Origin of the sequence: Myxococcus sp. CA051A, assembly GCF_013336705.1 — a bacterium.
In the GTDB taxonomy this organism is placed as follows: Bacteria; Myxococcota; Myxococcia; order Myxococcales; family Myxococcaceae; genus Myxococcus; species Myxococcus llanfairpwllgwyngyllgogerychwyrndrobwllllantysiliogogogochensis.
The window spans coordinates 152,238-158,817 of sequence record NZ_JABUMS010000021.1; the positions used below are offsets into that span (position 1 = coordinate 152,238).

Genomic DNA, 6,580 nt, shown 5'->3' on the forward strand with positions numbered 1-6,580 from the left:
GACAAGAGACAAGACGGTCAGAGCGTCAGCTCGCGACGGACATCATCGCGGTAGGCCTTGGACAGGGTCTCCGCGGCGGCCCGCGTCTCCGGAGTGTCGGTATCCGGCACCTTGACCTGGAGGTGAAGGTACAGGTCGCCCGGTGTTCCGCCCTTGAGGGATGGCACTCCGCGCCCCTTGAGCCGCATCTGCCGACCGGACTGGGAGGCTGACGGAACCTTGACGGTGACCTCGCCCTGGAAGGTGGGGACGCGCACCTCCGCGCCGAACATCGCCTCGGACACCGTCACGGGGAGGTCTACGTGCAGGTCATCGCCCTCGCGGCGGACGAGGGGGTGCTCCAGCACCTCCGTTTCGATGAAGAGGTCCCCTGGTGGGCCGCCGCGCAGGCCGGGAGCGCCCTGGCCCGCGAGCCGCACCTTGGAGCCCGTCTGGACGCCGGCGGGAATCTTCACCGTCAGGCGGCTGGGCTCATCCGGGCCGGTCCCTCCCCGTCCTGGCCGGGTGACGGACAGTGACCGCTCCGCGCCGTTGACGGCTTCCCCCAGTGTGACGCGAACCTGGGTGGACAAATCGTTGCCCCGCTCGGGGCCCATGGGGGGGCGGCGCCTGCCTCGGTTGAACACCTCTCCGGGGTCGAAGCCTCCGGGGCTGGAGCCTCCGGCGCCTCTGCGTCCCCCGAAGAGGTCGTTGAAGAGGTCGCCCAGGTCGAAGTCCTCACCCTCGTAGGGGATTCCGCCCGCCCCGCCACGAGAGGCGGCGGCCCGGTACTGGCGATAGGCCTCCGCCTTCTTCTCGTCGAAGCCGATCTTCTCCGCGTCCTCGCCGAACTCGTCGTAGAGCTTGCGCTTCTTCGGGTCCGACAGCACCTCGAAGGCGTTGCCGAGTTGCTTGAATTTCTCCTCGGCGCCCTTGTTGTTGGGGTTGACGTCGGGGTGGTACTTCCGAGCCAGCTTCCGGTACGACTTCTTGATGGCCTCCTCCGAGGCCGTCCGATCAACGCCGAGGATCTGGTAGTAGTCGTCCGCCATTTGTTCCCGCCGGGCTGTACGTGAATGAAAGTAACCAGTCGGTGGGAGTGCGCCAGCAAGGACTGTTCGGCTGGTCTCGGATGTATAAAGTCGCCGAAAGATGAGGGAGGCCATGGCAGCGCCGCGCCGAGCAGGAGCGGGGACCTTGTGGTTGGCGGGCTGGCTCCTGGTGCTGCCCGTCTCCGAGGCTCGGGCCCAGGGTGCCTCCAAGGAGGCGCAGGGCAGGGTGGTGGACCGGGTCGTCGCCATCATCGAGGGTCGGGTCCTGTCGTTGAGCGAGCTGGAGTTCGAGGCCCGGGTAGCCCTCGTCCAGCGAGGCGGCGTCCAGGCTCTCGATGCCCCTCTTGACGAGGAGACCCTTCGAGGCGCCCTGGAGCTGGTCATCAACCAGCGGGTCCAGGTGCTCAACGCCGACCGGCTCCAGGCGTTCCCCGCCGAGCCCGCCGAGGTGGAGGCGCGGTTGGAGTCCTTCCGCGCACGCATCGGTGGCCCCGCGGCGCTGGCGCGGTTCCTGGCGCGCGGTGACGTGGACCTGGAGGGGCTCAAGGCGGTCCTGGCTCGGGGGCTGCGGGCCGAGCGCGTCCTGGACAGCCGCATCCGGCTGAGGGCCCAGGTGGGTGAGACGGAGATTCGCCGCTACTACGAGCAACACTCGGCGGACTACCCCGCGGACTACGAGACGGTGCGAGACGTCATCCGGGAGAAGCTCTTCCGCGAGCGGTATGCCGCCCTGGCGGTGGAGGAACTCGCTCAGGTCCGGGCCTCGGCGCAGGTGCGTCGGGTGGCGCCCTTCACGCGGGAGGTGAAGCGATGAGGCGGCTGCGGGAGGATGGCGCGCCCCATGGCTTCCTGATCCGTCAGATGACGGTGGACGACCTGGCCGCGGTGATGGCGCTGGAGCAGGCGGCCTTCAAGAATCCGTGGTCGCAGGAGTTGCTCAAGCGCGAGCTCCAGCACGAGTGGTCCACCATCCTCCTGGTCGAAGAGGCCCAGGAGTCCGGGCCACCGCTGCTCCTGGGCCTGGCCATCTTCTGGATCGTCCACGACGAGGTTCACGTGCTCAACGTCGCCACCGCGCCCCAGCATCGGCGGCGGGGCGTGGCGAGGGCGGTGATGGAAGAGGTGCTCGAGCGGGGCAAGGGGCGGCGCTGTTGCCTCGCCACGCTGGAGGTCCGCAAGAGCAACGAGGCGGCCATCCAGCTCTACCGCGCGTTCGGTTTCCGGCCGGTGGGCATCCGTCCGAACTACTACGCGGACGAGGGCGAGGACGCGGTGGTGATGGTCCTCGACTTCTGAGCGCACGCGGAGTAGAGGAGCGGCCTGTTGTACCCTGGGTTGTCGAGTCACTGGGAATGACCTCGCTGGCGCTGACCTGTTCGGGTCTGCGTCATGCCGTGCTTGACACGGTGGGGTCGGTCCCTATACTCGCGGCCCTTTTCAGTAGTCTGTAGGTAGATATGCGCCGCCCCGTGTCGTTGGGGGGAGGCCAACCCGAGGAAGAGGTATCAGTGCCGACCATTAGCCAGCTGGTCCGCAAGGGCCGCGAGAAGCTGAACATCAAGGGCAAGAGCCCCGCGCTCAAGGAGTGCCCCCAGAAGCGCGGCGTTTGCACCCGCGTGTACACCACGACTCCGAAGAAGCCGAACTCGGCCCTCCGCAAGGTGGCGCGTGTTCGTCTGACCAACGGAATCGAAGTGACGTCCTACATCCCCGGCGTGGGCCATAACCTCCAGGAGCACTCGGTGGTGATGATCCGTGGCGGTCGTGTGAAGGACCTCCCGGGTGTGCGCTACCACATCGTTCGTGGAACGCTCGACTCCGTGGGCGTGGCGGGCCGCAAGCAGAGCCGCTCCAAGTACGGCGCCAAGCGCCCGAGCTGAGAGCAGCAGACCACCTTCGTTGTTTCAGAGTTTGGACGTTGAGCCCCGCACCCTGGGGAGCGTCCTGGTTGTTTCCTTCAGCAGATCAAGAAGCCCCGGTTGCAGCGACTCTCCAAGGAGAGTGGGGCGTAAGGGAAGAGAGAAGAGATGCCTCGTCGTCGCGTAGTCGCCAAGCGCAAGATTCTTCCGGATCCGAAGTTCCAGGACCGGCTCGTCACCAAGTTCGTCAACGACCTGATGCGGAAGGGCAAGAAGTCCATCGCGGAAGGCGTCTGCTACGGAGCCTTTGCCCTCATCGAAGAGCGCGCGAAGGAAGACCCCCTCAAGACGTTCAAGAAGGCCCTCGACAACGTCAAGCCGGTGCTTGAGGTCAAGAGCCGCCGCGTCGGTGGCGCCACCTACCAGGTGCCCGTCGAGGTCCGTCAGGACCGTCGTGTTGCCCTCGGGATGCGTTGGATCATCACGTACTCCAAGGCGCGTGGCGAGAAGACCATGCAGGAGAAGTTGGCCGGCGAGATCATGGACGCCGCCAACAACCGCGGTAACGCGGTGAAGAAGCGTGAAGACACGCACAAGATGGCGGAAGCCAACAAGGCCTTCGCGCACTACCGCTGGTAGGTCTTTCGGCCTCGCGGTATCCCGCCCGGATGCAGAGGTTGCATCCGGGCGGTTTCTTTAGGTGAAGCAGGTTCTCTGAAATCGTCCGGGTGGGTACGTGAGACGGGGCCCTGTGCCCTCCCGCCCTCATGGAGAGGTACCGACGCAATGGCTCGCGAGCATCCCCTGGAGCGCTACCGCAACATCGGCATCATGGCGCACATCGATGCCGGCAAGACGACCACCACCGAGCGGATCCTCTTCTACACCGGCGCCATCCACAGGATGGGCGAGGTGCACGAGGGGAACACCACCACGGACTGGATGGTCCAGGAGCGCGAGCGCGGCATCACGATTACGTCGGCCGCCATCACCGCCTTCTGGAGTCGCGGTGAGCATCGCTACCGCGTCAACATCATCGACACCCCGGGGCACGTCGACTTCACCATCGAGGTGGAGCGTTCGCTGCGCGTGCTGGACGGCGCCATCACCGTGTTCGACGCGGTGAACGGCGTGGAGCCGCAGTCGGAGACCGTCTGGCGTCAGGCGGATAAGTACAAGGTCCCCCGCATCTGCTTCATCAACAAGATGGACCGGGTGGGCGCGGACTTCGAGATGTCCGTGAGCACCATCCGCGAGAAGCTGGGCGCGCGAGCGGTGCGGATGCAGCTGCCGCTGGGGGCCGAGGACAAGCACCGCGGCGTCATCGACCTGCTGACGATGAAGGCGCTGGTGTTCGTCGACTCGGAGCAGGGCAGTCGCTACGACGTGGCGGAGATTCCGGAAGACTACCGCGAGCAGGCGGAGGCGGCGCGCGCGGAGCTGCTCGAGGCGGCGGCGGAGCAGGACGACGCGCTGACGGAGAAGTTCCTGGAGGGCCTGGAGCTGACCGAGCAGGAGGTCCGCGCGGCCATCCGCAAGGGCTGTGTGGCGCTGAAGCTGTTCCCAGTGTTCTGCGGCTCGGCGTTCCGCCACAAGGGCGTGCAGCCGCTGCTGGACGCGGTCATCGACTATCTGCCGAGCCCGCTGGATATCCCCCCGGTGCATGGCAAGACGCCCAAGGGCGAGGATGCCATCCGCGAGACGCGGGACGATGCGCCCTTCAGCGCGCTCGCGTTCAAGATCATGAACGACCCGGCGTTCCAGTCCCAGACGCTGACGTTCCTTCGCGTGTACTCCGGGAAGCTGGAGGCGGGGACGGCGGTGTGGAACTCGGTGAAGGGCAAGCGCGAGCGCGTCAGCCGCCTGGTGCAGATGCGCGCGGACAAGAAGGACGAGCTCACCGAGTGCTACGCCGGTGACATCTGCGCGGTGGTGGGGCTGAAGCTGGCCAGCACCGGCGACACGCTCTGCGACGACAAGCAGCCCATCATCCTGGAGCGGATGGAGTTCCCCGAGCCGGTCATCGACATCGCGATTGAGCCGAAGTCCACGGCGGACCAGGACAAGATCATCCAGTCGCTCCAGCGCCTGGCGATGGAGGACCCGTCGTTCCGCGTGAAGACGAACGAGGAGACGGGGCAGACCATCATCGCCGGCATGGGTGAGCTGCACCTGGAGATCATCGTCGACAGACTGCTGCGCGAGTTCAAAGTCGACGCGAACATCGGCAAGCCGCAGGTGGCGTATCGCGAGACCATCACCACCCAGACGGAGTCCGAGGGGAAGTTCATCCGTCAGACGGGCGGCCGGGGCCAGTACGGCCACATCTGGCTTCGGGTGATGCCCAACGAGCCCGGCAAGGGCTTCGCCTTCGAGAACAAGGTGACGGGCGGCGCGGTGACCAAGGAGTTCGTGGACGCGGTCCGCGACGGCGTCGCCGAGGCCCTGCAGAACGGCCCGGTGGCGGGCTACCCCATGGTCGACGTGAAGGTGGAGGCCTACGACGGCTCCATGCACGACGTGGACTCCAGCGAGATGGCGTTCAAGATCGCCGGCTCCCTGGCCTTCAAGGACGCGGTGCGCGCGGCCTCCCCGGTGTTGCTCGAGCCCATCATGAGCTGTGAAATCGTCACGCCTGACGACTTCATGGGCGACGTGATTGGCGACCTCAACGGCCGCCGCGGCAAGGTGATGGGCATGGCGCCCCGGCCCGGCCGGTTGCAGGCCATCCAGGCGCAGGTCCCTCTGGCCGCCATGTTCGGGTACTCGACAGACCTGCGCAGCCGCAGCCAGGGAAGGGCGACGTACACGATGCAGTTCAGTCACTACGCGCCGGCGCCCAAGACGGCGCTGAACCGGTACTGACGACCACGGCAGGTGGCCCTGCGGGCGATTTCAGTTGACGTTGTGGCGGGTTTGGAGCAGGACGCAGCACCTTCGCAGTGAGTTTTGCGGGATTCGAGACGCGCCGGGTGGTTGACCGGCTCAGCCCCGGTTGAGGAGTTGTCATGGCCAAGGAAAAGTTCGAGCGTAACAAGCCCCACGTGAACATCGGCACGATCGGACACGTGGACCACGGCAAGACGTCGCTGACGGCGGCCATCACGAAGGTGCTGGCGAAGACCGGCGGCGCCACGTTCCTGGCGTACGACCAGATCGACAAGGCGCCGGAAGAGCGTGAGCGCGGCATCACCATCTCCACGGCGCACGTGGAGTATCAGACGAAGAACCGGCACTACGCGCACGTGGATTGCCCGGGTCACGCCGACTACGTGAAGAACATGATCACGGGCGCGGCGCAGATGGACGGCGCGATTCTCGTGGTGTCGGCCGCGGACGGCCCGATGCCCCAGACGCGTGAGCACATCCTGCTGGCGCGCCAGGTCGGTGTCCCGTATATCGTGGTCTTCCTGAACAAGGTGGACCTGCTGGACGACCCCGAGCTGCGCGAGCTCGTGGAGATGGAAGTCCGGGACCTGCTGAAGAAGTACGACTTCCCCGGCGACTCGATTCCCATCGTCCCTGGCTCCGCCATGAAGGCGCTCGAGGGTGATACGAGCGAGGTCGGCGAGGGCGCCATCCTGAAGCTGATGGAGGCGGTGGACAGCTACATCCCGACGCCGCAGCGCGCGACGGACAAGCCCTTCCTGATGCCGGTGGAAGACGTGTTCTCCATCGCCGGCCGTGGAA

The 6,580-nt window shown here is 66.3% G+C and carries 7 protein-coding genes; 6 read left to right on the forward strand and 1 reads right to left on the reverse strand.

Annotation, left to right across the window (positions count from 1 at the left end; all coding sequences use genetic code 11):
* Positions 1-17: 17 nt before the first annotated feature.
* Positions 18-1,031 carry a DnaJ C-terminal domain-containing protein gene (locus HUA74_RS39345; RefSeq protein ID WP_141643986.1) on the reverse strand — a complete coding sequence of 338 codons (1,014 nt, stop codon included), beginning with the start codon at positions 1,029-1,031 and terminating at the stop codon, positions 18-20.
* 112 nt (positions 1,032-1,143) lie between these two features.
* On the opposite strand from HUA74_RS39345, the gene HUA74_RS39350 reads away from it, so the two are divergent.
* From HUA74_RS39350 to HUA74_RS39375, 6 genes are all read left to right on the forward strand, one after another.
* Positions 1,144-1,845 carry a hypothetical protein gene (locus HUA74_RS39350; protein WP_174458679.1) on the forward strand — a complete coding sequence of 234 codons (702 nt, stop codon included), beginning with the start codon at positions 1,144-1,146 and terminating at the stop codon, positions 1,843-1,845.
* The gene (gene rimI, locus HUA74_RS39355; protein WP_141643988.1) at positions 1,842-2,327 is read left to right on the forward strand and encodes a ribosomal protein S18-alanine N-acetyltransferase; all 486 of its coding nucleotides are present in this window, start codon (positions 1,842-1,844) and stop codon (positions 2,325-2,327) included. The genes HUA74_RS39350 and rimI overlap by 4 nt, the downstream gene beginning before the upstream one ends.
* Before the next feature lie 212 nt (positions 2,328-2,539).
* Positions 2,540-2,911: a 30S ribosomal protein S12 gene (rpsL, locus tag HUA74_RS39360; RefSeq protein ID WP_043408969.1), complete on the forward strand. Its 372-nt coding sequence runs from the start codon at positions 2,540-2,542 to the stop codon at positions 2,909-2,911.
* 147 nt (positions 2,912-3,058) lie between these two features.
* Positions 3,059-3,529: a 30S ribosomal protein S7 gene (gene rpsG, locus HUA74_RS39365; protein ID WP_011553340.1), complete on the forward strand. Its 471-nt coding sequence runs from the start codon at positions 3,059-3,061 to the stop codon at positions 3,527-3,529.
* Positions 3,530-3,676: 147 nt separating this feature from the next.
* Positions 3,677-5,755, forward strand: coding sequence for an elongation factor G (gene fusA, locus HUA74_RS39370; RefSeq protein WP_141643989.1), 2,079 nt, complete (start codon positions 3,677-3,679; stop codon positions 5,753-5,755).
* A gap of 143 nt (positions 5,756-5,898) precedes the next feature.
* Positions 5,899-6,580, forward strand: a 682-nt coding sequence (locus tag HUA74_RS39375; RefSeq protein ID WP_174458680.1) for a GTP-binding protein, incomplete at its 3' end; no start/stop codon positions are given.

Bases quoted from the DNA above. Each gene is read 5' to 3' on its own strand.
- HUA74_RS39345 (WP_141643986.1), bottom strand. From the start codon at position 1,031: ATGGCGGACGACTACTACCAGATCCTCGGCGTTGATCGGACGGCCTCG.
- HUA74_RS39350 (WP_174458679.1), top strand. From the start codon at position 1,144: ATGGCAGCGCCGCGCCGAGCAGGAGCGGGGACCTTGTGGTTGGCGGGC.
- rimI (WP_141643988.1), top strand. From the start codon at position 1,842: ATGAGGCGGCTGCGGGAGGATGGCGCGCCCCATGGCTTCCTGATCCGT.
- rpsG (WP_011553340.1), top strand. From the start codon at position 3,059: ATGCCTCGTCGTCGCGTAGTCGCCAAGCGCAAGATTCTTCCGGATCCG.
- fusA (WP_141643989.1), top strand. From the start codon at position 3,677: ATGGCTCGCGAGCATCCCCTGGAGCGCTACCGCAACATCGGCATCATG.